The organism is Bradyrhizobium tropiciagri (genome assembly GCF_018130545.1).
Classification (GTDB): domain Bacteria; phylum Pseudomonadota; class Alphaproteobacteria; order Rhizobiales; family Xanthobacteraceae; genus Bradyrhizobium; species Bradyrhizobium tropiciagri_A.
Genome location: NZ_JAFCKF010000004.1, coordinates 783608 through 808152, shown reverse-complemented (window position 1 = coordinate 808152; position 24545 = coordinate 783608). Strand labels below are relative to the sequence as shown.

At 65.8% G+C, this 24545-nt stretch carries 22 protein-coding genes; 13 read left to right on the top strand and 9 right to left on the bottom strand.

Features of this window, described 5'->3' with window-relative positions; translation table 11 throughout:
- Window positions 1-162: 162 nt before the first annotated feature.
- Complete coding sequence (gene ypfJ, locus JQ616_RS21500) at window positions 163-1101, bottom strand: KPN_02809 family neutral zinc metallopeptidase (RefSeq protein WP_212017699.1); 939 nt, start codon at window positions 1099-1101, stop codon at window positions 163-165.
- Window positions 1102-1483: 382 nt separating this feature from the next.
- Here ypfJ and JQ616_RS21495 point away from each other — a divergent pair, with 382 nt between their 5' ends.
- Together JQ616_RS21495 and JQ616_RS21490 are read left to right on the top strand one after the other, a co-directional pair.
- Entirely contained in the window at window positions 1484-2617 is a 1134-nt protein-coding gene (locus JQ616_RS21495; protein WP_212017698.1) for a site-specific DNA-methyltransferase, read from the top strand.
- A 324-nt stretch (window positions 2618-2941) separates the two neighbouring features.
- Window positions 2942-3628, top strand: a complete 687-nt coding sequence (locus JQ616_RS21490; protein WP_212017696.1) for a glutathione S-transferase family protein — start codon at window positions 2942-2944, stop codon at window positions 3626-3628.
- A 72-nt stretch (window positions 3629-3700) separates the two neighbouring features.
- On the opposite strand, the gene JQ616_RS21485 is transcribed toward JQ616_RS21490, so the two are convergent.
- Window positions 3701-3853 carry a DUF1127 domain-containing protein gene (locus JQ616_RS21485; protein ID WP_212017918.1) on the bottom strand — a complete coding sequence of 51 codons (153 nt, stop codon included), beginning with the start codon at window positions 3851-3853 and terminating at the stop codon, window positions 3701-3703.
- Window positions 3854-3869: 16 nt separating this feature from the next.
- Complete coding sequence (locus tag JQ616_RS21480) at window positions 3870-4313, bottom strand: nuclear transport factor 2 family protein (RefSeq protein ID WP_212017694.1); 444 nt, start codon at window positions 4311-4313, stop codon at window positions 3870-3872.
- 150 nt (window positions 4314-4463) lie between these two features.
- On the opposite strand from JQ616_RS21480, the gene JQ616_RS21475 reads away from it, so the two are divergent.
- On the top strand, window positions 4464-5378 hold the full coding sequence (locus tag JQ616_RS21475; protein ID WP_212017916.1) for a LysR family transcriptional regulator: 915 nt from the start codon (window positions 4464-4466) through the stop codon (window positions 5376-5378).
- A gap of 172 nt (window positions 5379-5550) precedes the next feature.
- Here JQ616_RS21475 and JQ616_RS21470 read toward each other — a convergent pair whose 3' ends face one another.
- Window positions 5551-6171 carry a glutathione S-transferase family protein gene (locus JQ616_RS21470; RefSeq protein ID WP_212017692.1) on the bottom strand — a complete coding sequence of 207 codons (621 nt, stop codon included), beginning with the start codon at window positions 6169-6171 and terminating at the stop codon, window positions 5551-5553.
- A gap of 172 nt (window positions 6172-6343) precedes the next feature.
- Here JQ616_RS21470 and JQ616_RS21465 point away from each other — a divergent pair, with 172 nt between their 5' ends.
- Window positions 6344-7609 (top strand): flavin-dependent oxidoreductase, encoded by a 1266-nt coding sequence (locus JQ616_RS21465; protein ID WP_212017690.1) that lies wholly within the window; start codon window positions 6344-6346, stop codon window positions 7607-7609.
- Window positions 7610-7764: 155 nt separating this feature from the next.
- Here the strand turns inward: JQ616_RS21465 and JQ616_RS21460 are convergent, their stop codons facing one another.
- Together JQ616_RS21460 and mutY are read right to left on the bottom strand one after the other, a co-directional pair.
- Entirely contained in the window at window positions 7765-8184 is a 420-nt protein-coding gene (locus tag JQ616_RS21460) for a PaaI family thioesterase (protein ID WP_212017688.1), read from the bottom strand.
- A 71-nt stretch (window positions 8185-8255) separates the two neighbouring features.
- Window positions 8256-9368, bottom strand: coding sequence for an A/G-specific adenine glycosylase (gene mutY / locus JQ616_RS21455; protein ID WP_212017686.1), 1113 nt, complete (start codon window positions 9366-9368; stop codon window positions 8256-8258).
- Window positions 9369-9508: 140 nt separating this feature from the next.
- On the opposite strand from mutY, the gene JQ616_RS21450 reads away from it, so the two are divergent.
- The 8 genes from JQ616_RS21450 to JQ616_RS21415 all read left to right on the top strand — a co-directional run bounded on the left by JQ616_RS21450 (window position 9509) and on the right by JQ616_RS21415 (window position 19457).
- On the top strand, window positions 9509-9988 hold the full coding sequence (locus tag JQ616_RS21450) for a DUF721 domain-containing protein (RefSeq protein ID WP_212017684.1): 480 nt from the start codon (window positions 9509-9511) through the stop codon (window positions 9986-9988).
- A gap of 122 nt (window positions 9989-10110) precedes the next feature.
- Entirely contained in the window at window positions 10111-10767 is a 657-nt protein-coding gene (locus JQ616_RS21445; protein WP_212017682.1) for a DsbA family protein, read from the top strand.
- Between the two features lie 344 nt (window positions 10768-11111).
- Window positions 11112-14576 carry a chromosome segregation protein SMC gene (smc, locus tag JQ616_RS21440; RefSeq protein WP_212017680.1) on the top strand — a complete coding sequence of 1155 codons (3465 nt, stop codon included), beginning with the start codon at window positions 11112-11114 and terminating at the stop codon, window positions 14574-14576.
- A gap of 112 nt (window positions 14577-14688) precedes the next feature.
- Window positions 14689-15696: a small ribosomal subunit Rsm22 family protein gene (locus JQ616_RS21435; RefSeq protein ID WP_212017679.1), complete on the top strand. Its 1008-nt coding sequence runs from the start codon at window positions 14689-14691 to the stop codon at window positions 15694-15696.
- 239 nt (window positions 15697-15935) lie between these two features.
- Window positions 15936-16496 (top strand): LemA family protein, encoded by a 561-nt coding sequence (locus JQ616_RS21430; RefSeq protein WP_092124555.1) that lies wholly within the window; start codon window positions 15936-15938, stop codon window positions 16494-16496.
- A 34-nt stretch (window positions 16497-16530) separates the two neighbouring features.
- On the top strand, window positions 16531-17784 hold the full coding sequence (locus JQ616_RS21425) for a M48 family metallopeptidase (RefSeq protein ID WP_212017677.1): 1254 nt from the start codon (window positions 16531-16533) through the stop codon (window positions 17782-17784).
- Between the two features lie 178 nt (window positions 17785-17962).
- On the top strand, window positions 17963-18706 hold the full coding sequence (locus JQ616_RS21420) for a hypothetical protein (RefSeq protein ID WP_212017675.1): 744 nt from the start codon (window positions 17963-17965) through the stop codon (window positions 18704-18706).
- Window positions 18707-18788: 82 nt separating this feature from the next.
- Entirely contained in the window at window positions 18789-19457 is a 669-nt protein-coding gene (locus JQ616_RS21415) for a hypothetical protein (RefSeq protein ID WP_212017673.1), read from the top strand.
- A gap of 167 nt (window positions 19458-19624) precedes the next feature.
- Here the strand turns inward: JQ616_RS21415 and JQ616_RS21410 are convergent, their stop codons facing one another.
- Both JQ616_RS21410 and JQ616_RS21405 read right to left on the bottom strand, forming a co-directional pair.
- Window positions 19625-20164, bottom strand: coding sequence for an adenine phosphoribosyltransferase (locus JQ616_RS21410; RefSeq protein ID WP_074131621.1), 540 nt, complete (start codon window positions 20162-20164; stop codon window positions 19625-19627).
- A gap of 14 nt (window positions 20165-20178) precedes the next feature.
- On the bottom strand, window positions 20179-22344 hold the full coding sequence (locus JQ616_RS21405; RefSeq protein WP_212017672.1) for an anthranilate synthase component I: 2166 nt from the start codon (window positions 22342-22344) through the stop codon (window positions 20179-20181).
- A gap of 343 nt (window positions 22345-22687) precedes the next feature.
- Here JQ616_RS21405 and JQ616_RS21400 point away from each other — a divergent pair, with 343 nt between their 5' ends.
- Window positions 22688-23662 (top strand): VOC family protein, encoded by a 975-nt coding sequence (locus JQ616_RS21400; RefSeq protein WP_249137037.1) that lies wholly within the window; start codon window positions 22688-22690, stop codon window positions 23660-23662.
- Window positions 23663-23834: 172 nt separating this feature from the next.
- Here the strand turns inward: JQ616_RS21400 and JQ616_RS21395 are convergent, their stop codons facing one another.
- Window positions 23835-24509: a dienelactone hydrolase family protein gene (locus tag JQ616_RS21395; RefSeq protein WP_212017668.1), complete on the bottom strand. Its 675-nt coding sequence runs from the start codon at window positions 24507-24509 to the stop codon at window positions 23835-23837.
- Between the last annotated feature and the right edge of the window lie 36 nt (window positions 24510-24545).

The following is a 24545-nucleotide window of genomic DNA, read 5'->3' as shown; positions in this document are numbered from 1 at the left end:
CGAGCGAAGCTCGCTCTCGAGGTTGGGGTGGGGCTGTCACCGCGAGTCATATAGTGAAGAGAGCCCCCACCCGCATCGCATCTGTAGATGCGATGCGACCTCCCCCGCAAGCGGGAGAGATGAACCGAAGTCGCGGCTACGCCGGGCGATCAACCAACATAACTAGCCGTTACTACCGAACGTGTTGCAGGCCTGCACGGTGCCCTGCTGGTAGCCGGTCATGAACCACTGTTTGCGCTGCGCGGCGGAGCCGTGGGTGAAGGAATCCGGCACCACCCTGCCCGTCGCCTGCCGCTGTAGCGTGTCGTCGCCGATCGCGTTCGCCGTGGTCAGCGCGGCGTCGATATCGCCCGCCTCGAGGAAGCCCGGCCGCTTCTTTTCTTCGCGGTTGACCCAGACGCCGGAGAGACAATCGGCCTGCAGCTCGACCTTGACCTGCAATGCGTTGGCTTCGGCCTTGCTGCCGGCCTGCTGCTGCAGACGGTTCACGCGCGGGATGATGCCGAGCAGGTTCTGGATGTGATGTCCGGCCTCATGCGCGATGATATAGGCCGCGGTGAATTTGCAGGCGTTGCCGGAGCAGCCGCGAAAGCGGGTCTCGACCTCGCGGAAGAAGCCGGTGTCGAGGAAGATGGTCTTGTCCGGCGGGCAGTAGAACGGCCCCATCGCCGACTGCGCCATGCCGCAGCGGCCACCATTGGTGGCGTTGCGAAACAGCACGATCTTCGGACCGGTGTAGCTCTGGCCCGAGGCCTGGAAGATCTCGCTCCAGCGATCGTCGATCTCACCCAGGATGCCTGATATCATGCTGCCCATCTCGTCGGTCGGGGCGCCGCGCTTGACCTGTCCGCCCGACGCCTGCCGGTCGGTCTGGTAGGTCGGCGCCTGGCCGCCGCCGGTGAGAATCTCGGCGCCGCCGATCAGGATGCGCGGATCGATGCCGAAGGCGTAGCCGAGCAGGCCAAGCACGATCACCGTGCCGATGCCGAGGCCGCCACCGCCGCCCATCGGAATGCCGAAGCCGCCGCCACCTCCACCTCCGCCGCTGTCGTCGCGACGGTCTTCGATGTCGTCGCTGCGGCGGAAATCATCATAGCGCATGGCGGTTTCCCTTCATTCCAGTCGGCGCCCCAACGTGGGACACACCAACTTAAAATTTCCATTCTGTTAATCAATATCCTGCCCGGCAATAATTGCCTAGTCGGAAGAGGCGCATCCCCTTGCGGTGCAAACGGCCGTGAACGCAGGCGAATCTAGCGGCGGAATCGCGCCGGTTTGATGATCGGCAAAATTTTTCGCCGAACGCGCTGATGTTGCAGCACAACGCTGATGACAATGCGCCACGCCGTTCAAAAGATGCTGCAATCTTTTGCATGAAGATTTCCAATTAAGTCGATTTTTACTTTGCCCGGTCAATGTGACGCCAGTCGGTTGTTTAGTCCCGCGTCGCCGACAGCGTCGCCTGAGTCAGAGTTCTTGAGTCATGGTAGTGTCGCGTCGCGGGGCGTCTGCAAGGGCGCCCCGCACTAAATTTGAGAGTGCCCCGTCGAGCCACATCGTCATTGGCGATTGCGTGGCCGAGTTGTCGAAGCTTCAGGCCGGCTCGGTCGACCTGGTCTTCGCTGACCCTCCCTACAATCTGCAGCTCAAGGGCGATCTCAAGCGTCCCGACGAATCGCATGTCGATGCCGTCAACGACGACTGGGACAAGTTCTCCTCGTTCGCTGCCTATGACGATTTCACCCGCGCCTGGCTCTTGGCCTGCCGCCGCGTGATGAAGCCGTCGGCCACGCTGTGGGTGATCGGCTCCTATCACAATATCTTCCGCGTCGGCGCCATCATGCAGGACCTCGGCTTCTGGCTGCTGAACGACATCGTCTGGCGCAAGTCCAATCCGATGCCGAATTTCCGCGGTCGCCGCTTCACCAACGCGCACGAGACCATGATCTGGGCCGCGCGCGACGAGAAGGCCAAGGGTTACACCTTCAATTATGAAGCGCTGAAGGCCTCCAACGAGGACGTGCAGGCGCGCTCCGACTGGCTGATCCCGCTGTGCACCGGCGAGGAGCGCCTCAAGGGCGATGACGGCAAGAAAGTGCATCCGACCCAGAAGCCCGAGCAGCTGCTCGCCCGCGTGCTGCTGTCGTCGTCGAAGCCCGGCGATCTCGTGATCGATCCGTTCAACGGCACCGGCACCACCGGCGCCGTCGCCAAGCGTCTCGGCCGCAACTATATCGGCTTCGAGCGCGACCGGACCTATGCCGCCGCCGCCGAAGCCCGCATCGCCGCCATCGAGCCGCTGCCGGAGGAGACGCTGGCGCCGTTCATGACCGCGCGCGAGGCGCCGCGCGTGGCGTTCTCCGAACTGATCGAACGCGGCATGATCGTACCTGGCGCAAAACTGGTCGATGCCAAGAAGCGCCACGGCGCGCTGGTGCGCGCCGACGGCGCCATCATGCTCGGCGACAAGGTCGGCTCGATCCACCGCATCGGCGCGGTGGCCCAAGGCTCCGGCGCCTGCAACGGCTGGACCTTCTGGCACGTCGAGACCAAGAACGGTCTGCGGCTGATCGACGAGCTGCGCGCCGAGATCCGTTCCGAGATGGCGGTGGGCTGAACGCCCACCGCGGTTCTGCCTCTCCCTCTTCGTCATTCCCCGATGCGCAATTGCGCATCTGAGCGCGCCGCAAAGCGGCGAGCCCGGAATCCATTGCGCCACCTGCTCTGCGATTCAATGGATTCCGGGATTCCGGGCTCTCGCTTCGCGAGCCCCGGAATGACGATCGGAGCAAAATGACGCCGGCTGACCAGCGCGCCACGCGACCCTGATTCACAAACTCGTCGCTTGCGCATCGCAGCGAAGTTTGCGCATGAGGAGCCGTGCGGCCTTCCCCCGCCGCGTCCCGATCTCGCCGGTCACAAGAACCAAGGGAGTCCCTTCATGATCAAATTCTATTTCAACGGCGCGCCGAATCCGACCAAGGTCGCCCTGTTCCTCGAAGAATCCGGCCTGCCGTTCGAGGCGATCCCGGTCGACACCCGCAAGGGCGAGCAGTTCGCGCCGGAATTCCTGAAGGTCAACCCGAACGGCAAGGTGCCGGCGATCGACGATGACGGCGTGCTGGTGTTCGACAGCAACGCCATCCTGCTCTATCTCGCCGAGGAGAACGGCAAGTTCCTGCCCGCCAACACGCCGGCCAACCGCGCCGCGACGCTGTCCTGGCTGATGTTCATCGCGACCGGCCTCGGCCCGTATTCCGGCCAGGCAGTGCACTTTAAGCATTTCGCGCCGAAGGATCTCGATTACGCCAACAACCGCTACCAGTACGAAGCGCATCGTCACTACAAGATCCTCGACGATCATCTGGCCAAGTCGCGCTACATGGTCGGCGACAGCTACACCATCGTCGACATGGCGTTCTGGGGCTGGGCGCGGATGGCGACGTTCATCCTCGGCGAGGAAGGCTACGCCAAATATCCGAACGTCAAGCGGCTGGTCGACGAGATCTCGGCACGGCCGGCGGCGGCGCGCGCGATCGCGCTGAAGGACAAGCACACCTTCAAGGCCGAGATGGACGACGCGGCGCGCGACATCATGTTCGGTCACCTCAAGTCCAAGGTGGCGTGACACCGTCCGCATTGAACGCTTAAATGGGGTGGGCACGCTCGCGCGTGACCCACCCCACGCTTTTTCGATCCGTCACGGCGGCCAGTACGGCCTGCGTGCGCCATCCCGGCCACGATGGCAGATATCGGCGCGGCAGACGCCGATGTCCTGCAGCTCGCGTTCACTCATCGCAGCGAGCCGCCGCCATGCGCGCCGGTCCTCGCGCCATTGCCCGAACCGAACCAGCGCGGCCGTCAGTGCTTCAACCTGTGGCGCGAACCTCAGCAGCCGGAAACGGACCGAGGGCCTTCTCGGTCAGAACCGAGTCGCAATATTCCCTCACCTCCTTGATCCTGCCGCCGTCGAAGCGGAACACCAGGCAATAGTCGTTGTCGTAGCGTTGCCCCTCCTTGGTGAGGTTGTTGCCCTTGGCCTCGACCACGACGATGTCGCCGTCGGCGATGATGCGATGCGCGACGGTGCGTCCGCGCTCGACCAGTCTTGACCGGACATGGCCGTGCAGATCGGTCATGATCGATTGCTTGCCGGTGAAGGTGCGCGACCACGAATATTGCCCGGTCACGGTCCAGGTCGCGTCGTCGGCGAGCGTTGCCATGAACAGCGATTTCTCGCGCACCGCGGGATCGGGGCTGCCCGCGATCACGAACATCTCCTGCACCAGTTTCTTGTTGTCGGCTGCGCTCATGGCGCGTCTCCTTAGCGATAGTTGGCTTTGACGTGCAGCGTCCCGCACGCGAAACGCTGTCCGCTTCGCGTGAGATCGCCTTGCCTTCCAATCCTGTGATGTCGGCAGCCATTCTTCCAATCGATAGGTGATATGATATATATTCACCTGATGAATTTGAATTCGCTTGACCTCAATCTGCTGGTCGCGCTCGACGCGCTGCTGCGCGACGGCAGCGTCAGCCGCGCCGCGATGCGGCTCAATCTGTCGCAGCCGGCGACCAGCCACGCGCTGCAGCGGCTGCGCGACCTGATCGGCGACCCGCTTTTGGTGCGCAACGGCGCGCGGATGGAGCTGACGCCGCGGGCGCAGGCGCTGCGTTCGCCGCTGGCGCAGGCGCTCGACCAGGTGCGCACGCTGTTCGTGGCGGACGATTTCGACGCCGCACGCAGTGAGCGGCATTTCCGCCTGATGATGCCGGACCTTGCGGTCGAGCTGTTAATGCCGCCGCTGATGGAGAAGGTGACGCGGCTCGCGCCCCACGTCACGATCGACGTGGTGCCGTGGCGGAGCTCCACGATCTTCACGCCGGACTACGCCCGCACCATCGATCTCGTGATCTCGATCGGCAATTCCTTCAAGGGCTTTCACCGCCAGCGGCTCTACACCGACATTGACGCACTCGCGGTGCGGCGCGGCCATCCCGCCGGGGCGAAGCTGAGGAAGCGCGAGGCGTTCCTCGCCGCGCGCCATGTCGCGGTGATCATCCGCGGCCATAACGAGGATCTGATCGACACCTGGCTGCGCGCCAAGGGCATCGAGCGGCGGATCGCGCTGGTGGTGCCGGGCTATATCGAGGCGCTGCACGTCACCGCACGCACCGACCTCGTCGCCTTCGTGCCACGCCGGCTGATCGCGGCGCTGGCAAAACAATTATCGCTGGTGATCGTGACCCCGCCGCTCGATCCCGGGATCGACGAGCAGCACATGTTCTATCCGACCCGCGCGCAGATGGACCCCGGCTCGATCTGGCTGCGGAGGCTGATGCTGGAGACCGGACGCGAGCTGGAGACGGGGAAGGCGTGACGACGCGCCCTCCCCACGTCGTCCCGGCGAAAGCCGGGACCCATAACCATAGGCGTGAATTGAAGATGATGGGCTGTGGCCCCAGCGTCGCGCAACAATTGAGATTCGGGGTTATGGGTCCCGGCTTTCGCCGGGACGACACCTATTTTTTTGCGACACCTATTTTTGGCGCTTACGCCTTCTGCTCCGCCAGCACCTTCTGCACCGCAGGCCGGCTCTCCATCGCCGCGCGATGCGCCTTCACCTTGGGCAGGGTCGCGATGTCGACGCCGTCGCCGTCGAGCCAGAGCGTCAGCGTGTAGAGATAGGCATCGCCGACGGTGTAGCTGTCGCCCATCACCCACGGGCCCCTGAGCATGTCGCGCTCGATCAGGTTGAAGCAGGCGCCCATGGTCTTCGGGACCATCGCCTTCATGTCGGCGAACGAGGTCTCCTGCGTCGCCCAGCGCGCGCCGCGCATCTTGTGGGCGTGGCAGACATGCACCGTCGAGCAGAGATAGGAGTTGAAGGCTTGCAGTTTGGCGAACTCGAAGGCGTCGTCGAGCGGCGCGAGCTTCGCCTGCGGATAGGTCTGCGCGATATAGGCCAGCATCGCCGGGGTCTCGGTCAGCACGCCGCGGTCGGTCACCAGCGACGGCACGCGGCCCTTCGGATTGATCTTGAGATATTCCGGGCTGTTCTGCTGGTTGACCTTGAAATTGAGCCGCTCGACCGTGTAGGCCGCGCCGGCCTCGGCCAGAGCGATGTGGGACGCGAGGGCGCAGGTGCCGGGGGCAGTATAGAGCTTGAGCATATCGATGTCCTCTGCGGGCCTTGTCGGCTCGTTGCGAACCGCGGCCCTGCCTTTTTATGGGATGCGGCGAGGTTAGCGGCGACGTCCCTTGCCGTCCACCCCGCGCGGTGCCGCGGACCTTGCCCGCGGCACCGCCGCCGTGCGATGACCATGCCAATCGAGAGGGCTTTTCATGACGGTGCTCATTGCAGGTGGCGGAATTGGCGGGCTGACGCTGGCGCTCAGCCTGCACCAGATCGGCGTGCCCTGCCGCGTGTTCGAGAGCGTGCCCGAACTGCGGCCACTCGGCGTCGGCATCAACGTGCTGCCGCATGCGGTGCGCGAACTGATCGAGCTCGGCCTGCACGACGTGCTCGACGCGACGGCGGTGCGCACCCGCGAGCTCGCCTATTTCTCCAAGCACGGCAAGCCGATCTGGAGCGAGCCGCGCGGGCTCGAGGCCGGCTACAAATGGCCGCAATTCTCAATCCATCGCGGCCGGCTGCAACAGCTGCTGCTCGATGCCGCAACCGAACGGCTGGGCGCCGAGAACATCCTGACCAGTCACCACCTCACCGGCTGGACCGAGACCGCGGACGGCGTCCGCGCCGATTTCATCGACAAGGCCACCGGCAAGCCCGCAGGCAGCTATGACGGCGCGGTGCTGATCGCCGCCGACGGCATCCATTCGGCGGTGCGCGAGAAGCTTTATCCGCAGGAAGGGCCCCCGATCTGGAACGGCCGCATCCTGTGGCGCGGCATCACGCGGGCGAACTCCTTCCTCACCGGCCGCACCATGATCATGGCCGGCCACGAGATCCTGAAATTCGTCTGCTATCCGATCTCGAAGGAGGCCGGCGCCGACGGCAAGTTCGACATCAACTGGGTCGCCGAGCGGCACATGCCGCCGACCTATCAGTGGCGCCGCGAGGACTATAACCGCACCGCCAAGCTCGACGAGTTCCTGCCGTGGTTCGAGAGCTGGAATTTCGACTGGCTCGACGTGCCCGGCCTGATCCGGAACTGTCCGCATGCCTATGAATATCCGCTGGTCGATCGGGATCCGATCGCGCAATGGACGTTCGGCCGCGTCACGCTGATGGGCGATGCCGCGCACCCGATGTACCCGATCGGCTCCAACGGCGCCTCGCAGGCAATCCTGGATGCGCGCACGCTGACGCGCGAGATTTTGGCGCATGGCCCGACGCAGGCTGCACTTGTGGCCTACGAGGCTGAACGACGACCGGCGACCACCGATCTCGTGATGCTGAACCGCCGCAACGGCCCGGAACAGGTGATGCAGCTTGTCGAGGAGCGCGCTCCCAACGGCTTTGGCGTCGTCACCGAGGTGCTGTCGCAGCAGGAGCTGGAAGACATCGCCGCCAACTACAAGCGCGTCGCCGGCTTCCAGGTCGAGGGCCTGAACGCCAAGCCGCCGATCGTGCAGCGGGCGGGCTGACGCCTGACGTGAAGCTGGTCTCTGTCCCGTCATCCTGAGGAGCGCGCAGCGCGTCTCGAAGGATGTACGGCCACCAGTGGGCCGTCGACGCTTCGAGACGCGCGCGAGATGCGCGCTCCTCAGGGTGACGGGACTGGCTGTATCGCGAGCAGCCCCTATCGCAGCGCTCGCGCCGCCTCCACCAGGCGGATGCTGCTGCTCGCCGTCGCGAGCAGCGTGCCCTCGGCCGAGGTCAGCCGACCCTCGACGAAGGCGATGGTCTTGCCAAGCTGCGTCACGGTCGCCTCGCCGGTGATCGGCCCGGGCCTGGCCGGGGCGAGATAGTTCACGGTCATCGTGATGGTCGTGGTGAACAGCCGGCCCTCGGTCATCACGAACACCGCCGGTCCCATCGTGTCGTCGAGCATCGCCGACAACATGCCGCCCTGGATGAATCCGGCGGGATTGCAAAAATCCGGCTTGCCGTCGAACACGATCCTGATCCAGCCGTCCTGCGGACGCGCGTCGACCACGTGCCAGCCGAGCAGTCTGGCGACAGGCGGCATCGGGATGTGGTCGAGCGCAGTTGCGATCATGGCGGCCTCCGTTGTTCCGGAGGTCGTAGCCGAGCGCTGCTGCCAGCATGGTGTCAGCAGGTCGTCATCTCCTAGAGATCCAGCCCATGCGCAACGACCTTGCGCATCACATTGGGAAACGCCTCGCCGTCGAGCGTGGCCACCGGTACCCAGCGCATGCCGTCCGGCGCCCGGGTCCGCGACGGAACGCTGGCGGTGTAGACCACGAGCTCGAGCGGGAAGTGCGTGAACACGTGGGTCACGACACCCGTCTTGCGATGCCAGCGCGTGACGCCCTTGAGGTCCGGCGCCTGCGCCAACGCGACGGCATCCTCCTGCCCGGCAAGCCACTCCGATCCCGGCACCTCGGTCATGCCGCCGAGCAGGCCCTTTTCCGGGCGGGAGCGGACCAAGAGCTCACCGCCGCGCGTCACCACGAAGGCGGCGCCGCGGCGCAAGGTGCCGCTCTTCTTCGGCGCCTTGCGCGGGAACGTCTCCTGATCGCCACGGCTGCGGGCCGCGCAATCGTCATTCAGCGGACACAATGCACAGGCCGGCTTCTTCGGCGTGCAGATGGTGGCGCCCAAATCCATCAGCGCCTGGGCACTGTCGCCGGCGCGAGACTTCTCGTCGCCGGCGCGGGCGGGGCCGAGCAAGCTCGCCGCCATCTCCTTGATCAACGGCTTGGCCTGCGGCAGCGCCGCCTCGATGGCGTAGAGCCGGGTGACCACGCGTTCGATATTGCCGTCGACCGGCATGGTGCGGCGGTCGAACGCGATCGCCGCGATCGCCGCCGCCGTGTAGGGCCCGATGCCGGGCAGCCCGCGCAGGCCCTCCTCGGTGTCCGGAAAGACCCCGCCATGCTCGCTCAGCACCGCGACCGCGCAGGCGTGCAGATTGCGCGCCCGCGAATAATAGCCGAGCCCGGCCCACATCCTTAAGACGTCGTCGAGCGAGGCGCGGCCGAGCGCGGTCACGTCAGGCCAGCGCGACACGAATTTCTCGAAATAAGGCCCGACCGCCCTGACCGTGGTCTGCTGCAGCATGATTTCCGACAGCCACACGCGATACGGATCGGCGAGCTCACCTGGCGCCGCGCGCCACGGCAGATGCCGGCGATGCCGGTCATACCAGGCCAGCAGCTGTGCCGGCCGGTCGGGTTGGAGGTTGGTCGATTTGGCCTTGGCGGCCGCGCGCGAGCTCATGGACGTATCTTAAGGCAAATCCCGGCGCGTCAGGCCCTAGCCTGACCTCGGCATCCACGTCTTTCTTTGTTCAGACGGAAGCGTGGCCACAATGATGAACAAGGTTTCGGCGCCGTCGCCACCGCTGCTATAACCTTCCGATGTCCAAACCCGGCCCGATCAGCGCCAAACCCCTGTCCATCCTGCTCAGCGACGTCTTCAAGGACGCCTATGCCAAGCAGGGCTTTGCCGCGCGCGAACTGGTGACGCGCTGGACCGAGATCGCGGGCGACCGGATCGCGCCCTATTGCGAACCCATGAAGATCCAGTGGCCGAGGCCGGTGGAGGGGCAGCCGCAGGAGCCGGCGACCCTGGTGCTGCGGGTCGAGGGGCCGATGGCGCTGGAGATCCAGCATTCCTCCGACGTCATCCTGGAGCGGGTGAACCGCTTCTTCGGCTGGCATGCGGTCGGCCGCCTGACGATCCGCCAGGCCCCGCTGTCGCGGCGCAGCCGCCCCAGCCGGCCGCGCCCGCCCGATGCCAAAATTGTGGCCCGGGAGGCGGCAAATCTCGAAGCCGTCGAGGACGACGATCTGCGCGCGGCGCTGGCCCGGCTGGGTGCCTCGATCAAGCGAAATTGACGCTTTTCCGCAGGCCGGCCGCGAGACCGCGGCATTGCCACAATGGTGGTTTCAAGCTAGCGAAGGCTTCTTTTTCGGGACCCCTTCATTCTGGCGCGCATGCGCCAATCCGGGAGCTGACCTTGATCATCACGCGCCGCGCTTTCACCACCGCTCTCTCGCTGACCGGGCTTGCCGCCCTCGCCGGGCTGTCGCCGTTGCGCCTGATCTCGTCGGCGTTCGCGCAGACCGCCGCCGACGTCGCCAAGCCGCAGTCGCTGCCGGACATGGGCCTCGGCCCGCAGGACGCCAAGGTGACGATCGTCGAATACGCCTCGATGACTTGCCCGCACTGCGCCAATTTCAACGAGACCGTGTTCCCGAAGATCAAGTCGACCTACATCGACAGTGGCAAGGTCCGTTACGTGTTCCGCGAATTCCCGCTCGACATCAAGGCCGCCGCCGGCTCGATGCTGGCGCGCTGCATCGCCAAGGACGACGCGCCGAAGTTCTTCGCCGTGATCGACCTGTTGTTCCGCCAGCAGAACGACTGGGTGGTGAAGAACACCACCGAGACGCTGACCCGGATCGGCAAGCAGGCCGGCCTCAGCCAGCAGCAGGTCGAGGACTGCCTGAAGGATCAGAAGCTGCTCGACAAGATCGCCGCCGACCAGAAATACGCCAACGACGTGCTGAAGGTGAACTCGACGCCGACCTTCTTCATCAATGGCGAGATGCTGAAGGGCGAGACCTCGTTCGAGGAATTCAGCAAGCACATCGATCCGCTGCTGAAGAGCTGATCGCGTCTTCGATGCCTGACGACGTCGTGCCCGGTTTTGAGTCGGGCACGATAATTGTGGATGACTTGCGATCACGGCATGCGGCCGTCGCATTATTTGGTTGTTGAAAACCTGATTCGCATGATGCGAATCTCCGAGGACGTGCAGAGGCCACCAACCCCCTGCAAATCCCTCGCAAATCCCTTGGGAAAAGCTTGGTCAAGCGGTTGCCCTGACGCACAGGCATCGCCATTGTCGCCGCTCATGAGAGCTGCACGCAGCTATTCAACCCAGACACCGACATTGCCATCCATGGTATTGTCACGGCAGGGAGATTCGCGCCCGGCCAAACGAGATTTGTGTACATGAAGCTCACGCGCCTCCGCCTGCACGGTTTCAAGTCGTTCGTTGAACCCACCGATTTCATGATCGAGCCGGGCCTGACCGGCGTGGTCGGACCGAACGGTTGCGGCAAATCCAATCTCGTCGAAGCGCTGCGCTGGGCGATGGGTGAGACCTCGCACAAGTCGCTGCGCGCCGCCGACATGGATGCGGTGATCTTCGCCGGTTCCGGCAATCGACCGGCGCGAAACCACGCCGAAGTCGTGATGACGATCGACAATTCCGATCGCTCGGCGCCGGCCGCGATGAACGACAGCCAGCTCCTGGAAATCTCCCGCCGCATCGAGCGCGAGGCCGGCTCGGTCTACCGCATCAACGGCCGCGACGTGCGCGCCCGCGACGTGCAGATCCTGTTCGCCGACGCCGCCACCGGCGCGCGTTCGCCGGCGCTGGTCCACCAGGGCAAGATCGGCGAAATCATCCAGGCCAAGCCGGAGCAGCGCCGCCGCGTGCTGGAAGACGCCGCCGGCGTCGCCGGCCTGCATGCCCGCCGCCACGAGGCGGAACTGCGGCTCAAAGCGGCCGAAACCAACCTCACCCGCGTCGAGGACGTGATCGGCCAGCTCACCGGCCAGATGGAAGGCCTGAAGAAGCAGGCGCGCCAGGCGATCCGCTACCGCGAGGTCGCGGCCAAGGTGCGCAAGTCCGAGGCCATGCTGTTCCACCTGCGCTGGATCGAGGCCAATGCCGACGTCAACGACGCCGCGCACACCCACGATCTCGCCGTGCGCGAGATGGCGGAGCGCACCCAGCATCAGGCGGAAGCCGCACGCATCCAGGCGATCCGCGCCACCGAATTGCCCGCGCTGCGTGACGCCGAGGCGCGCGCCGCCGCTGGCCTGCAGCGCCTGACCAATGCGCGCGAGATGCTCGACCGCGAGGAGCAGCGCGCCAAGGAGCGCGTCGGCGAGCTCGATCGCCGCCTGACCCAGTTCGCCCAGGACATCGCGCGCGAGCAGCAGCAGACCTCGGATGCCGACGTCGCGTTGCAGCGGCTCGACACCGAAGACGCCGAGCTGAAGGAAGAGATCAAGTCGCGGGTCGAGAAGCGCTCCGGCGTCGACGAGCGCGTCGCCGAGGCCGAGGAGATCCTGGCCGCGACCGAGCGCCAGTTCTCCGAGCTGACCACGCAGCTCGCCGACCTCACCGCCAAGCGCAATCAGCTTGAAGCCGGCGTCCGCACCCATCGCGACCGCCTGGCGCGGCTCGATCAGGAGATCGCCAACGTCCAGGCCGAGGAATCCAAGCTCGCGCAGGAGACCGGCAGTCTCGGCGACATCGAGGCGCTGGCCGCCGCCATGGAAATGGCGCAGCAGGCGCTCGCCGAATCCGAGGCCGCCGTGCAGTCGAGCGAGGCCCATCATGCCGCCGCTCGGCAGACGCTGGAAGCCTCGCGCAATCCGCTCACCGAGGCCGAGAAGCGCGTGCAGCGGCTCGAGACCGAAGCCCGCACCATCTCCAAGCTCGTCACCAGCGAGACCAAGAATCTGTGGCCGCCGATCATCGACGGCATCACGGTCGCCAAGGGCTATGAGAAGGCGATCGGCGCCGTGCTCGGCGACGACCTCGATGCACCGGTCGATTCGTCGGCGCCGATGCGCTGGACCAATGTCGGTGAAGCCTCGGGCGATCCGTCGTTGCCGGATGGCATCGAGCGCCTGGCCGATCATGTCCAGGCGCCGCCGGAACTGGCGCGCCGCCTGGCGCAGATCGGCGTGGTGACCAAGGAGCGCGGCGCTGCGCTGGTGTCGCAGCTGAAGACCGGCCAGCGGCTGGTCTCGCTCGAGGGCGACGTCTGGCGCTGGGATGGCTTTGTCGCCGATGCGCATGCCCCGACCGGCGCCGCCCGCCGCCTCGCCGAGCGTGCCCGCCTGGTCGATATCGAGCATGAGCTGGAACAGGCCCGCATCGATGCCGCCGCCAAGCGCCAGGCGCTGGAGACGGCCGAAGAAGAACTGCGCTCGGCGTCCGCTGCCGAGGGGGCCTCGCGCGAGGCCGTGCGCGCCGCCCGCCGCGAGACCGATGCCGCGCGCGAGCGCCATGCCGCAACCGAGCGCGAGATCAATCGCCACTCTGCGCGCAAATCGGCGTTGACCGAGGCGCATAGCCGTGTCGCCGCCGACCGCGCCGAGGCCGAAGCCGCGCATGAGAGCGCGGTTGCCGCGCTGTCCGAATTGCCGCCGGGCGTGGAGACCGAAGCCCAGCTCGCCGCGGTTCGCTCCGAGATCGACAACCAGCGCCGCGCCGCGGCGCAGGTCCGCGCCGAGGCACAGGCGCTCGCCCGCGAAGCCGAGCTCGCCGACCGCCGCGTGCAGGCGATCGTTGCCGAGCGCAATGAATGGCAGAACCGCAAGACCAGCGCCGCTTCCCAGGTCGAGACCGTCGAGGCGCGCATCGCCGAGGTCTCGATCGAGCGCGAGGAGCTTGCCAACGCGCCGGAAGTGTTCGCCGAGAAGCGCAGCGCGCTGATCACGGAGATCGAGCACGCCGAGGGCGATCGCCGCATCGCCGCCGATGCGCTGGCGACCGCGGAAGCGGCGATGGCGGAAACCGACCGTGTCGCCAAGGCCACGCTCGAAGCCCTCTCTTATTCCCGTGAGGCCACCGCGCGCGCCGAAGAGCGCATGGAAGGCACCCGCCGCCGCCTCGCCGACATCGAGCGCGAGATCCACGACATGCTCGAGGTCGAGCCCAGCGCGGTGGTCGGCATGGCCGAGATCGAGCCCGGCGCGGAGCTGCCGCCGGTCGCGCAGGTCGAGGAAGAGCTTGAAAAGCTGCGCCGCGATCGCGAGCGGCTCGGCGCCGTCAACCTGCGCGCCGAGGAAGAGCTCAAGGAAGTCGAGACCCAGCACACCGCGCTGACCACCGAACGCGACGACCTCGTCGAAGCGATCAAGCGGCTGCGGCAGGGCATCCAGAGCCTCAACCGCGAAGCGCGCGAGCGCCTGTTGACCTCGTTCGAGACCGTCAACAACCACTTCAAGCGGCTGTTCACCGAGCTGTTCGGCGGCGGCGAAGCCGCGCTGCACCTGATCGAGAGCGACGATCCGCTCGAAGCCGGCCTCGAGATCATCGCCAAGCCGCCGGGCAAGAAGCCGCAAACGCTGTCGCTGCTCTCTGGCGGCGAGCAGGCGCTGACCGCGCTCTCGCTGATCTTCGCGGTGTTCCTCACCAACCCGTCGCCGATCTGCGTGCTGGACGAAGTCGACGCGCCGCTCGACGACCACAACGTCGAACGGTTCTGCACCCTGCTGAACGAAATGACCGCCTCGACCGACACGCGATTCATCATCATCACGCACAATCCGATCACGATGGCGCGGATGAACCGGCTGTTCGGCGTCACCATGGCCGAGCGCGGCGTCTCCCAGCTGGTCTCGGTCGACCTGCAGGGCGCCGTCGACATCCTCGACCAGAACGTGGCTTGACGTAGTATGCCGTCGTTCCGGGATGGTCTGAAGGACCAGACCCGGAGTCTCGAGATTCCGGGTTCGATGCTGCGCATCGCCCCGGAATGACGTGTTTGAGTGACGGCGAAACATGACTTCCCCCGATCTCCCCGCCGAACTGCGCGCGGTGCTCAACGCCAAGCTCGAAGGCCTGTCGCGTAGCGACGCCGCCGGCCGCGCGGCCGTGATCTCGCAGACCTATCGGGAGGGCGGCGGCTCCTCGACGATCAGGACCGAGACCGATGCGCTGGCCTATGCGCTGGCGCGGATGCCGGCGACGTACGCCGCCGTGGTGGCGAGTCTCAACGCGCTGACGGAGATCAGGCCGGACTTCGCACCGGCAAGCCTGCTCGATGTCGGCGCCGGACCGGGGACCGCGACCTGGGCCACCGCGGAGGCATTCACCTCGCTCAAGGGTTTCACCCTGCTCGACGCCAATGGCGCGCTGCGGACGCTGGCCGAGGGGTTGTTTCACGGCAGCATTCGCCTGCACGACATCAGCTATCAACTCGGCCAGGCCCACGCCCTGCTGGACAAGGCCGAGCCCGCCGATCTCGTCGTCGCCAGCTACATGATCGGTGAACTCGGCGACGCCGAGCGCGCATCGCTGGCCGATGCGCTGTGGTCAAAAACCCGCGACACGCTGCTGGTCGTCGAGCCCGGCACGCCGGCGGGCTATGCGCGGATCATCGCACTTCGCGCACGATTGATCGCCGCCGGCGCCCATGTGATTGCCCCCTGCCCACATGACGGCGCCTGCCGGCTGGTTGCGCCGGACTGGTGTCATTTCTCGCAGCGCCTGCAACGCTCGCGCGCGCACAAGCAGGTCAAGGGCGCCGACGCCCCGTTCGAGGACGAGCGCTTCGCCTATGTTGCCCTAAGCCGCACCGAGGTCGCGGCGCGTCCGTCCCGCGTGCTGGCGCAGCCGGATGTCGGCAAGGTCGAGATTGCAGCCAAGCTGTGCACGCCGGAGGGCGTCACGGTCGCCAAGGTGCCGCGCCGCGCCAAGGCCGACTACGCCCGCGCCCGGCGCTGGCGCTGGGGCGATGCGGTCGAGACATCCGTTGCGGGTCGTCCCGGCGAAAGCCGGGACCCATAACCACCGACGTCTGTTGCGAGCGAAAGCCGTCGCCGCTTGTGCCCTTTCCACGGGCCGCGGCGTATTGGATCCCGGCTCTCGTGCGCAATTGCGCACTAGGCCGGGACGACGACGGGACTTGTTGAACTAATTCGACACCATCGCCGACCAACCCTTGCCCACCTCTTCGCGGCGAGCTGCCTTGCGCCCCGATCTTGGGCTACGGTGCCGCCGTCTCGTCCATCAGGAGTTGCCCTGTCATGTCGACCAGCTGGATCGTTATCGGCGTCATCGTCCTTCTCGTGCTGTTTGCGTTCGGCGCCTATAACCGCCTGGTCGCGCTCGGCCAGCGGGTCAGCCAGGCCTTTGCCGACATCGACGTGCAGCTCAAGCAGCGCCACGATCTGATCCCGAACCTGGTCGAGACCGTGAAGGGCTATGCCGCGCACGAGCGCGGCACGCTCGACGATGTCATCAAGGCGCGCAATTCGGCGATCTCGGCGCAGGGACCGGCCCAGGTCTCGGCCGCGGAGAACCAGCTCTCCGGCGCGCTCGGCCGGCTGATCGCGCTGTCGGAGGCCTATCCGGACCTCAAGGCCAACGCCAATTTCCAGCAGCTCGCCTCCGAGCTCTCGGATCTCGAGAACAAGATCGCCGCCAGCCGCCGTTTCTTCAACAACGCGGTCCAGGAGTACAACACCGGCATCCAGCAGATGCCGGCCGCGCTGTTCGCCGGCATGTTCGGTTTCACCCGCAAGGATTTCTTCGACCTCGGCGCCAGCCGCACGGAGGTCGAGGCCGCACCGAGCGTGAAGTTCTGAGGCGCCAAGCGCGCCGGCGAGAGGCTGCTCGGTCATGGCCGCCTATGGTCTCTACACGCATATCGCATCGAACAAGTTTCGTTCGATGCTGCTGCTCGCCGGCCTGTTCCTGCTGATCTACGTGCTGGTCTATGCCGGCGCGCTGGTCGCGGAGGTGTTGATCGATAGCGGCCGCACGGTCGACTATTACCTGGCACGAGCTTCGCGCGACCTGGTGTCGGCATTCCCCTGGGCGACGATCGCGGCGGCGGCCTGGATCGTGATCGCCTATTTCTTCCACCAGAAGATGATCGACGCCGTCACCGGCGGCGAGAGCGTGACGCGGCAGCAGCAGCCGCGGCTCTACAATCTGTTGGAAAATCTCTGCATCTCGCGCGGCATCCCGATGCCGAAGTTGAAGGTGATGGATAGCCCGGCGCTGAATGCGTTCGCGACCGGATTGAACCCGCGGCAATACGCTATCACGGTCACCACGGGTCTGTTGAAGGCGCTGAACGATCAGGAGATCGAGGCCGTGCTCGGCCACGAGCTTACGCACATCAAGAACGGCGACGTGCAGCTGATGGTGATCGCCGTGATCATCGCCGGCGTGGTCGGCTTCTTCGGCGAGCTGTTCTTCCGCCTGTTCACAAACCTGTCGTGGAATTCGAGTGGTGGCGGAGGCGGCTGGTCGTCCTCGTCATCCTCCCGATCGTCGTCATCCTCGGACCGCGACAGCAAGGGCTCGGGCGGCGGCGCGATCGTTGTCATCATCATCGCGGTCGCGCTGATCGTGCTGGCCTGGCTGCTGTCGCAGGTGGTCAAGCTCGCGCTGTCGCGGTCGCGTGAATTCCTCGCCGATGCCGGCTCGGTCGAGCTGACCAAGAACCCCGATGCGATGATCTCGGCGCTGCGCAAGATCGAGAACCGCGGCGAGCTGCCGGACGCTACCTCGGCGGTGATGGAACTCTGCGTCGACAATCCGCGCGAAGGCTTTGCCGACCTGTTCGCCACCCATCCATCAGTAAAGTCCCGGGTCGACGCCCTGGTGAAATATGCCGGCGGCCACGATCCCGGACCGCTGGCGCTGCCGGACGAGACGTCGGACCAGCCGGAGACACAGGACCAGCCGTCCGCGCCGGGCGGCCAGCCGCCGCCGGTGACCCATGGCCCGTGGGGTGACGCGCCGCCTGCGCAACCGAGCAATCCGCCGCCGCTGCCGGGCACGGGTCCCGCGCAGGGACCGTTCGGGCCGCTTCCGGGCCCGCTGCAAGGCCCGCTTCAAGGACCTTGGGGCCGGCGCCGCTGATCGCGTGGCCCGGATCATGCCCTAGGCACCTCAGTCCATTAAGGAAATCCCCACCAAACCGGACGCGGGCGCCTTCAGGAATTGAATTCTCCCTCGTTTCTGCCATGTTCGCGCCCAAAGCAGTGTGGGGACTTGCCGATCGCCATCGCGGTCGGGAGCGCGCTTTCAAGGGATTTCCATGGCAAAGCCGGTTGTGATCGTGGTGGGCGCTGACAAGGGCGGGGTCGGCAAGACCACCGTCTCGCGGACGCTCCTGGACTATTTCAGTGCCAACAATGTGCAGACCCGGGCGTTCGACACCGAGTCGCCGCGCGGCACGCTGAAGCGCTTCCACCCCGAGATCACCGAGATCGTCGACATGACGACGACCGCGGACCAGATGAAGATCTTCGATACGTTGAACTCGGGGCCCTCGGTCACCGTGATCGACGTCCGCGCCGGCCTGTTGTCACCCGCGCTGGCCTCGCTGCGCGATATCGGCTTCCTCGACGCGGCGCGTTCCGGCCAGATCACCTTCGCTGTGTTCCATATCCTGGGCCCGTCGATCGCCTCGCTGGACGAGATCGCCGAGACCGCCGGCTTCATGGGCGGCGCGAAATATTTCCTGGTGAAGAACTTCATCAACGACACCCAGTTCTTCCAGTGGGACCAGGCGACCTACAATTCCTACTTCCACCGCATCAAGGATGCGACCGACCTGACCATCCCGAAGCTCAACGAAATGGCTTACGAGCAGGTCGAGGTTTCCTCGGTGCCGTTCCTGAAGTTCGTCGCCAACAAGGGCATCAACGACGACGCCGCCAACTACTCCTTCGTGCTGCGCGGCTATGTCCGGCACTGGCTCGCCAATGTCTGGAGCGAGTACGACCGGATCAAGCTGACCGACCTGGTCGGCGCCAAGTCGGCCAAGGGCGAAAAATAGTCGCTGCCAGGGCGCGAAAAAGTCGCGCCCGGGGCAGCGATGGGGCTGGATTAGGCGAAAATTTGGCCTGATATAGCGGGCGATGTCATCCACGCCCGTTTACATCATCTGCTCGCCCCGCCCGCAGGTCGGCAAGACGCTGATCGCGCGGTTGCTCGGCGAATTCCTGCTGCTCAAGAACGGCAATGTGGTCTGCTACGACATCAACCTGAAGGAGCCGTCGCTGCTCGACTATCTGCCGCGGATCACCGAAACCGCAGATGTGATCGACACCTACGGCAAGATGCAGCTGATGGACCGCGTCATCGTCAATGACGGCGTCGCCAAGGTGATCGACCTCGGCTACCACGCCTTCGACGAATTCTTCAAGATGTGCGACCAGATCGGGCTGATGAAGGAGGCGCTGCGCCGCCGCGTCGCGCCCGTCATCCTGTACGTCGCCGATGCCGACCGCGCCTCGGTGCGCGGCTACCAGACGCTGACCGGCATGATCCCGCCGAACGGGCTCGTCGTGATCGACAATGAATTCGTGGTGCGCGGCGAGCTGCCGCCGGTCATGACCGCCAGCCGGGTGCTGCGCTTCCGCGCGCTGCCGGTGTTCCTGAAGACCTATATCGACCGGCTGACCTTCTCCTTCACCGGTTATCTGCGCCAGGAGAAGGACTCATCGACCGAGCTGCATCAGTGGATCCGGAAGAACTACACCACGTTCCGCGATCTCGAATTGAGCGTGCTGTTGCAGCGGGGGTGACCGTCGTCCCGGCCAAGCGAAGCGCGAGCCGGGACCCATAACCACAGCCGCGCGTTTGGCGAAAGCTGGGGCCGCAGCCCGCTTCACAACAGACATTCGTGATTATGGGTCCCTGCTCCCGTGCGCAATTGCGCACCAGGCAGGGACGACGAGTGGAGGGAGCGGCGCTAGTGCCCCTCGAACGCCATCAACGTGCGCACGGGAACATCCATCGCGCGCAGCTTGGCCGCGCCGCCGAGGTCGGGCAGGTCGATGATGAAGCAGGCAGCGACCACATTGGCGCCGATCTGGCGCAACAGCTTCACTGCGCCCTCCGCGGTGCCGCCGGTTGCGATCAGATCGTCGACCAGGATGACGCGCTCGCCGGGCTGCACGGCGTCGGCATGCATCTCCATCTCGTCGATGCCGTATTCCAGCGAGTAGGCGATCCGCACCGTGGTGTGCGGCAGCTTGCCCTTCTTGCGGATCGGCACGAAGCCGGCGGAGAGCTGATGCGCCACCGCGCCGCCGAGGATGAAGCCGCGGGCTTCGATGCCCGCGACCTTGTCGACCTTGGCGCCCGCCCAAGGATGCACCAGCTCATCGACCGCCCGGCGGAAGGCGCGGGCATCGGCGAGCAAGGTCGTGATGTCGCGAAACAGGATGCCCTTCTTCGGGTAGTCCGGGATGGTGCGAACGGTCGCCTTGATGTCGTGGTCGAAGGTCATTGGTCTCGCAATCCTCAATTGGCCGGCGGATTAAGCCGGAATGCATTCTCGACAATGCGCAGGCCGACCTCGTTGCCGAGCGACATCAGCGATTCCGGATGGAATTGCACGCCGCCGACCGGCAGGGTCTTGTGCTCGATCACCATCGCGACGCCGTCTTCGGTGGTCGCGGTCACCGCCAGCACCTCGGGCACGCTGTCGCGCTCGACATAGAGCGAGTGGTAGCGGCCGATCACGATCTCATTGGGCAGATTATGCATCAGCCGGCCGCCGCGCACCTGCACGCGCGAGGGACGGCCATGCGCGGGCTGAGTGAGCTGGCCGAGTTCGCCGCCGAAATATTCGCCGATCGCCTGCACGCCGAGGCAGACGCCGAAGATCGGCAGCTTCTTCTCCAGCGCGGTGTCGATGGTTTTCGCGATGCCGAAATCCTCCGGGCGACCTGGTCCGGGCGACAGCACCAGCAGGTCCCAGCCCTTCTTCTTGAGCATGTCCTGCGCATGGACGTGCCGGACCACGGTGACGTTGGCGCCGACCTGACGGAAATAATCCGCCAGCATGTGCACGAAGCTATCGTCGTGATCGATCAAGAGCACGTTCTTGCCGGAGCCGGTGGCGTCAGGCGCGAAATCCGACAGCGGCTTCGGCGGATCGCCGCGTAGCGCCTGGAACAGCGCCGCCGCTTTGACCTGGCATTCGCGGTCCTCGGCCGCCGGATCGGAGTCGAACAAACAGGTCGCGCCGACGCGCACCTCGGCGAGCCCATCCTTCATGCGGATGGTGCGGATGGTGAGACCGGTATTGATGCTGCCGTCGAAATTCACGCAGCCGATCGCGCCGGCATACCAGCGCCGCGGCGAGCGCTCGTGGTCCTCGACGAACTGCATCGCCCACAATTTCGGTGCGCCGGTCACGGTCACCGCCCAGGCATGGGTCAGGAAAGCGTCGAGCGAATCGAAGCCCGGCCGCAGCATGCCCTCGACGTGGTCGACGGTGTGGAACAGTTTCGAGTAGGTCTCGATCTGCCGCCGCGCCAGCACCTTGATGGTGCCGGGCACGCAGACGCGCGCCTTGTCGTTGCGGTCGACGTCGGTGCACATGTTGAGCTCAAACTCGTCCTTCTCCGAGTTCAGGAGCTTACGGATCTGCTCGGCATCGCCGATCGAATCCGAACCGCGCGCGATGGTGCCCGAGATCGGGCAGGTCTCGACCCGGCGACCGTCCGAACGCACGAACATCTCGGGCGACGCCGAGACCAGGAATTCGCCGTCGCCGAGATTCATCAGCGCGCCATAGGGCGACGGATTGATGCGGCAGAGCCGCTGGAACACTTCCGCCGGCGAGCGTTCGCAGGGCTCGGCGAACAGCTGCCCAGGCACCGCCTCGAACAGATCGCCACGGGCGAACGCCGCCCGCGCCACTTCAACCGTCGCCTGGTATTCGCCCGGGGCGTGATCGGCAAACCCTTGCCGCCCGGTCTTGGTGTAGAGGCTCGGCGCGGTCTCATGGGACTGGCCGGCGGTGGACTTGCCCTTCCACGCGAACTCGTAACTGAGCGCGACGCCGCGGCCAGTAGCACGGTCATAGGCCAGCAGCCGGTCCGGCACGTAGAGCACGATGTCGCGCTGGTCGGCCTCGCGGGTGCGCTTCTGCACGATGTCCTCGATCTGGAACACGAGGTCGTAGGCGAAGGCGCCGAACAGGCCGAGCAGCGGATCGGCATTGGAGGTGAATGCCGCCACCATGTCACGCACCAGCGACATCACGCTGGCCCGGCGGGTGCGCTGGTCTTCCTCGACCGGCGCGGCGCCGCGGATGATATGGCCGGCAAGCTTCGTCGCGCTCCGCTCCGAGATCACGACGCAGGGCTCGCGCAGCACGTCGCCGAGGAAGGCGATCAGAACCTCACCGCGCGGGTTCAGCGCCTGCAACGAGAAATCGGTGCCTGAGGTCTCCAGCACCAGCGGCGGATCGGCGAAGCCGAGGTCAAAGCTCTCGTAGCGGCCCGGCACCGTGGTGCCCGAGGACAGCACCACGCCGCGGCGGCGGTCCAAGAGCGCGATCAGATCGTCGAGGCGATTGGCGCCGCCGGTGAACTGCTCGACCACCCGCGCGACGGCAAGGCCGCCATTGGTCAGATATTCGCTCTTGGCCGGCAGGGAGAAGACTGTCCTGTTCATGTGATCCTCTTACGAGACTTGCCGAGAGAGCGCCACACAGGACAAACGAAGGAGACCGTCGCACTGCGATGGCGACCTTCGACGTTTCTGACAAAATGAAAACGCACCGGCCACCTATGAGAAGGTGGGCCACCAACGACGGGATGGACTGGCAACGGTGCTCATGGCCGTTACACACCACCCGGCGCGGGCCCTGTCAAGGGATGGCCCGACAGCCCTGCCCCAATCCTGGACGCCCGCTCCGACGGCATTTTCGGGTTTGAAGCGACCGGAATCCGCGTAGGATTTATCGAAATGGCGGCCGGTCGCCCGCCCAAAAAACAGACAGATGGTGGAGGCGCAGATGACGATTTTGGGTCTCGGATATGCCGGCTTCGGCTCCGACGCGCTCGACGACTGGCGGCAGTTCGGCACCGGGCTGGTCGGGCTGCAGGCCATCGAGCGCGGCAACTCGCTGCTCGCCTTCCGGATGGACGACCGCAAGCAACGCATCGTGATCGACCGCGCCCAGGGCGAAGGCACGCGGTTCTTTGGCTGGGAGGTGGCGGACGCCGCTGCTCTCGACGCGCTGGCGGCGCGGCTGGAGCGCGCCGGCGTTGCCGTGACATCAGAGCCGCAGACGCTCGCAGATAGCCGCCGGGTGCGCGGCCTGATCTCGTTCCGCGATCCCGCCGGCAACCGTCTCGAGGCGTTCCACGGCGCCGAGATCGACGACACGCCGTTCAAGCCGGGACGCTCGATCTCCGGCTTCCGTACCGGCGCGCTCGGCCTCGGCCACGCCGTGCTGACGGTCGAGAATCTCGTCCCTGTCATGAGCTTCTATGTCGACGTGCTCGGCTTCGGCCTCAGCGACTACATCGAAAAGCCGTTCCGCGCCTATTTCTTCCACGTCAATGCGCGGCACCACTCGCTGGCGCTGATCGAGACCGGCACCAACGGCATGCATCACCTGATGGTGGAGCTGTTCTCACTCGACGATGTCGGCCAAGCCTACGACATCGCGCAGCAGGAAGACCGGGTCAACGTCACGCTCGGCCGGCACACCAACGATCTGATGACGTCGTTCTACGCCAAGTCGCCGTCGGCCTTCATGGTCGAGTGCGGCTGGGGCGGCCGCGAGATCGATCCTGCGAACTGGACGCCGTTCGAAATGTATGACGGCCCGAGCCTGTGGGGCCACGAGCGCGTCTGGCTGTCGCCGGAGGACCGCGCCGTCGCCCGCGAGATGCGGATGCGCGCCGCCGCCGAGGGCAAGCGCGCGCCGGTGCAGGTGCTGGAAGGCAATTTCAGGCTGATGTCGGGGACCTGCCCGTGGTGAGACGGGGTGAAGGCGGAGAGTTAGTTCTCCGCGTCGTCCCGGCGAAGGCCGGGACCCATTGCCACAGGGCGCGGTTGCTTGGCGAGATGACTGCCTGCGTGCCCATTGCGACCGCCGCGGCGTATGGGTCCCTGCTTACGCAGGGACGACACCGCATTTGAGGCTAGGTCGCCTACCCCAGATGCTTCCTGAAGAACTCCGTGGCCCGATCCCACGCGAGCTCCGCACACTGCCGGTCATGCACCGATAGGCGTTGCTCGTTGCCGAAGCCGTGGTCGGCGTCATAGCGGTACAGCTCCAGCGATTTGCCAGCGGCCTTCATCGCTTTCTCGAAGCCGTCGACCAGCGCCGGCGTGCACCAGTCGTCCTTGGTGGCAAAATGGCCCTGCAACGGGATCCGAACGTCCGCCGGCTTGGCGGCCTGCTCGGGCGGAATGCCGTAGAACACCACACCGGCCGTCAGCTCCGGAATCTTGGTGGCACCGATGATGGTCACCGCGCCGCCGAGGCAGAAGCCGGTCAGGCCGACCTTGGCGCCGTTCTTGGCGAGATATTGCGCGGCACCGCGCACGGTTTGCGTGGTGGCGTCCATGAAGTCGAGCGAGTTCATCTCTTTGCCGGCCGCGTCGGTGTCGTGATACGGCACCACCTTGCCCTTGTAGAGATCGGGCGCCAGCGCATCGAAACCGGCCCGCGCGAAGCGGTCGCACATGCCCTTGATCTGGTCCTGGAGGCCCCACCATTCCTGGATCACAACCACGCCCGGTGCGTTGCCGCGCGCCGCGTTGGCGAGATAGCCCGAGGCTTCCTTGCCGTCCGGGCGCTTGAAGGTGATGCTGGTACCCATGAGTTCCTCCGCAATGTTTGCCGGCTGATTGGCCGG

Bases quoted from the DNA above. Each gene is read 5' to 3' on its own strand.
- ypfJ (WP_212017699.1), bottom strand. From the start codon at position 1,101: ATGCGCTATGATGATTTCCGCCGCAGCGACGACATCGAAGACCGTCGC.
- JQ616_RS21495 (WP_212017698.1), top strand. From the start codon at position 1,484: ATGGTAGTGTCGCGTCGCGGGGCGTCTGCAAGGGCGCCCCGCACTAAA.
- JQ616_RS21490 (WP_212017696.1), top strand. From the start codon at position 2,942: ATGATCAAATTCTATTTCAACGGCGCGCCGAATCCGACCAAGGTCGCC.
- JQ616_RS21480 (WP_212017694.1), bottom strand. From the start codon at position 4,313: ATGAGCGCAGCCGACAACAAGAAACTGGTGCAGGAGATGTTCGTGATC.
- JQ616_RS21475 (WP_212017916.1), top strand. From the start codon at position 4,464: ATGAATTTGAATTCGCTTGACCTCAATCTGCTGGTCGCGCTCGACGCG.
- JQ616_RS21470 (WP_212017692.1), bottom strand. From the start codon at position 6,171: ATGCTCAAGCTCTATACTGCCCCCGGCACCTGCGCCCTCGCGTCCCAC.
- JQ616_RS21465 (WP_212017690.1), top strand. From the start codon at position 6,344: ATGACGGTGCTCATTGCAGGTGGCGGAATTGGCGGGCTGACGCTGGCG.
- JQ616_RS21460 (WP_212017688.1), bottom strand. From the start codon at position 8,184: ATGATCGCAACTGCGCTCGACCACATCCCGATGCCGCCTGTCGCCAGA.
- mutY (WP_212017686.1), bottom strand. From the start codon at position 9,368: ATGAGCTCGCGCGCGGCCGCCAAGGCCAAATCGACCAACCTCCAACCC.
- JQ616_RS21450 (WP_212017684.1), top strand. From the start codon at position 9,509: ATGTCCAAACCCGGCCCGATCAGCGCCAAACCCCTGTCCATCCTGCTC.
- smc (WP_212017680.1), top strand. From the start codon at position 11,112: ATGAAGCTCACGCGCCTCCGCCTGCACGGTTTCAAGTCGTTCGTTGAA.
- JQ616_RS21435 (WP_212017679.1), top strand. From the start codon at position 14,689: ATGACTTCCCCCGATCTCCCCGCCGAACTGCGCGCGGTGCTCAACGCC.
- JQ616_RS21430 (WP_092124555.1), top strand. From the start codon at position 15,936: ATGTCGACCAGCTGGATCGTTATCGGCGTCATCGTCCTTCTCGTGCTG.
- JQ616_RS21425 (WP_212017677.1), top strand. From the start codon at position 16,531: ATGGCCGCCTATGGTCTCTACACGCATATCGCATCGAACAAGTTTCGT.
- JQ616_RS21420 (WP_212017675.1), top strand. From the start codon at position 17,963: ATGGCAAAGCCGGTTGTGATCGTGGTGGGCGCTGACAAGGGCGGGGTC.
- JQ616_RS21415 (WP_212017673.1), top strand. From the start codon at position 18,789: ATGTCATCCACGCCCGTTTACATCATCTGCTCGCCCCGCCCGCAGGTC.
- JQ616_RS21410 (WP_074131621.1), bottom strand. From the start codon at position 20,164: ATGACCTTCGACCACGACATCAAGGCGACCGTTCGCACCATCCCGGAC.
- JQ616_RS21405 (WP_212017672.1), bottom strand. From the start codon at position 22,344: ATGAACAGGACAGTCTTCTCCCTGCCGGCCAAGAGCGAATATCTGACC.
- JQ616_RS21400 (WP_249137037.1), top strand. From the start codon at position 22,688: ATGACGATTTTGGGTCTCGGATATGCCGGCTTCGGCTCCGACGCGCTC.
- JQ616_RS21395 (WP_212017668.1), bottom strand. From the start codon at position 24,509: ATGGGTACCAGCATCACCTTCAAGCGCCCGGACGGCAAGGAAGCCTCG.